This window comes from Streptomyces sp. WELS2 (assembly GCF_013870595.1).
GTDB lineage: Bacteria > Actinomycetota > Actinomycetes > Streptomycetales > Streptomycetaceae > Streptomyces.
The window spans coordinates 1-2,159 of sequence record NZ_JACBWZ010000962.1 but is presented as its reverse complement, the minus strand read 5'-3'; the positions used below and the strand labels follow the sequence as shown (position 1 = coordinate 2,159).

Genomic DNA, 2,159 nt, shown 5'->3' with positions numbered 1-2,159 from the left:
CCCGCCGATGCCCCAGACCCCGCCGGACGCCCCCCACCACAGGGCCTGACGGCACCACACCGGCGCTCACCCGGCGAGCCGCGGCAGCACCTTCGTCCGGTAGAAGTCGAAGAAGCCCCGCTGATCCGGCCCGATCTGGTTCACGTACACCCGGTCGAAACCGGCGTCGGCGAACGCCCGCAACGTACTCACGTGCTGGTCGGCGTCGTCGCCGCACACGACCTTCTGCCGCACCATGTCCTCGGTGACCAGCTCGTGCAGCTGCTCGAAGTGCCGGGGCGAGGGCAGTACCTGCCCCATCTCGCCGGGCAGCAGCTCGTTGTACCAGAGCCGGTGCACCGTACGGACGCACTCGTCGCGGTCGGTGCCGTAGCACACCTTCGTACCGCCGCTGACCGGCTTCGTCCCGCCGCCGCCCTCGCGGAACCGGGTGACCATCCCCTCGTCCGGCGTCATCGTGATGAAGCCGTCGCCCGCCCGGGAGGCCAGCGACAGCGCCTTCGGGCCGAAGGCGGAGACGTCGATCGGGACGGGCTCGTCCGGGACGGTGTACAGGCGGGCGTTCTCCACCGTGTAGTGCTTGCCGTGGTGGGTGACCTCCTCGCCGGTGAACAGCCGGCGCATCACCTCGATCGCCTCCTCCAGCATCTCCAGCCGCACCCGCACCGGAGGCCAGCGGTCACCGAGGATGTGCTCGTTCAGCGCCTCGCCGGTGCCCACGCCCAGCCGGAAGCGGCCCTCGGTCAGCACCGCGCTGGTCGCCGCGGCCTGCGCCAGCACCGCCGGGTGGATCCGTACGGTCGGACAGGTCACGGCCGTCTCGACGGGCAGCGACACCGCCTGGGACAGCGCCCCGATCACCGACCACACGAACGCGCTCTGGCCCTGCTCGTCGTTCCACGGGTGGTAGTGGTCGGAGATCCACAGCGCCTGGAACCCGGCCTGCTCGGCCATCCGGGCCTGCTCGATCAGGGCCGCGGGGTCGTGTTCCTCGGCCGCCAGGAAATAGCCGTACTCGGGCATGGGGAAACCTCCGCGAGGCTGGTGCGGATCCTGGTGTGGCCGGGTAACCGGGCCCGCCCGGGCCGAAACGGTCCACCGGTGGCCCGCCCGGCGTTTGGCCGCCCCGGCCCCGGTTACGCGGAAGACCTCGGACGAGCCGCACCGCCGGAGGCGCACCGTGAGCCGACCTCGCGTCGTGATCGTCGGCGCCGGTTTCGCCGGGTACCGGGCCGCTCGCACGCTGGTCCGGCTCACCCGGGACCGCGCCGACATCACGCTTGTCAACCCGACCGACTACTTCCTGTACCTGCCGCTGCTGCCCCAGGTCGCCGCCGGCGTCCTGGAGGCCCGCCGGGTCACCGTGTCACTGCCCGGCACGCTGCGCGGGGTGCGGCTGGTCCTCGGCGAGGCCGAGGAGATCGACCTGGACGCGCAGACCGTGCGCTACCGCGACCCCGAGGGCGGCACGGGAAAGACCGGCTACGAGCGGCTGGTGCTGGCGGTGGGCAGTGTGAACAAGCTGCTGCCCGTCCCCGGCGTCGCCGAGCACGCGCACGGCTTCCGCGGGCTGCCCGAGGCGCTCTACCTGCGCGACCACGTGACCCGGCAGATGGAGCTGGCCGCCGCCGACACCCCGCGGGGCGCCGCCGCCCGCTGCACCTTCGTGGTGGTCGGTGCGGGCTACACCGGCACGGAGGTGGCCGCCCAGGCACAGCTGCTCACCGACCGGCTGGCCCGCAGACAGCCGCCGCCCGCCGGGCTGCGCCCCCGCTGGGTCCTGCTGGACCTGGCGCCGCGGGTGCTGCCGGAGCTGGACGAGCGGCTGTCCCGTACCGCCGGGCGGGTGCTCGGGGCGCGCGGCGTCGAGGTGCGCACGGGCACGTCGGTGCGGGAGGCCACCCGGGACGGGGTGCTGCTCACCGACGGGGAGTTCCTCGCCTCCCGGACCCTGGTGTGGTGCGTGGGCGTACGGCCCGATCCGCTGGTGGAGGCCCTCGGGCAGCCGCTGGAGCGCGGGCGGCTGATCGTGGACCCGTATCTGCGGCCGCCCGGCCGGCCCGAGGTGTTCGCCTGCGGGGACGCCGCCGCCGTGCCCGACCCCGACAAGCCGGGCGAGTACACGGCCCTGCCGCCAGGCGTGCTGGGCCGGGTGGCCG

2 protein-coding genes are annotated in these 2,159 nt (G+C 74.0%); one reads left to right on the top strand and one right to left on the bottom strand.

Going from position 1 to position 2,159, the window contains the following annotated elements; genetic code table 11:
• Nucleotides 1-66: 66 nt before the first annotated feature.
• Nucleotides 67-1,023, bottom strand: coding sequence for an LLM class F420-dependent oxidoreductase (locus tag H5J33_RS32305; protein ID WP_181798282.1), 957 nt, complete (start codon nucleotides 1,021-1,023; stop codon nucleotides 67-69).
• Nucleotides 1,024-1,180: 157 nt separating this feature from the next.
• On the opposite strand from H5J33_RS32305, the gene H5J33_RS32300 reads away from it, so the two are divergent.
• Nucleotides 1,181-2,159 (top strand): FAD-dependent oxidoreductase (locus tag H5J33_RS32300; RefSeq protein ID WP_181798281.1); only part of this gene is annotated, 979 nt, incomplete at its 3' end.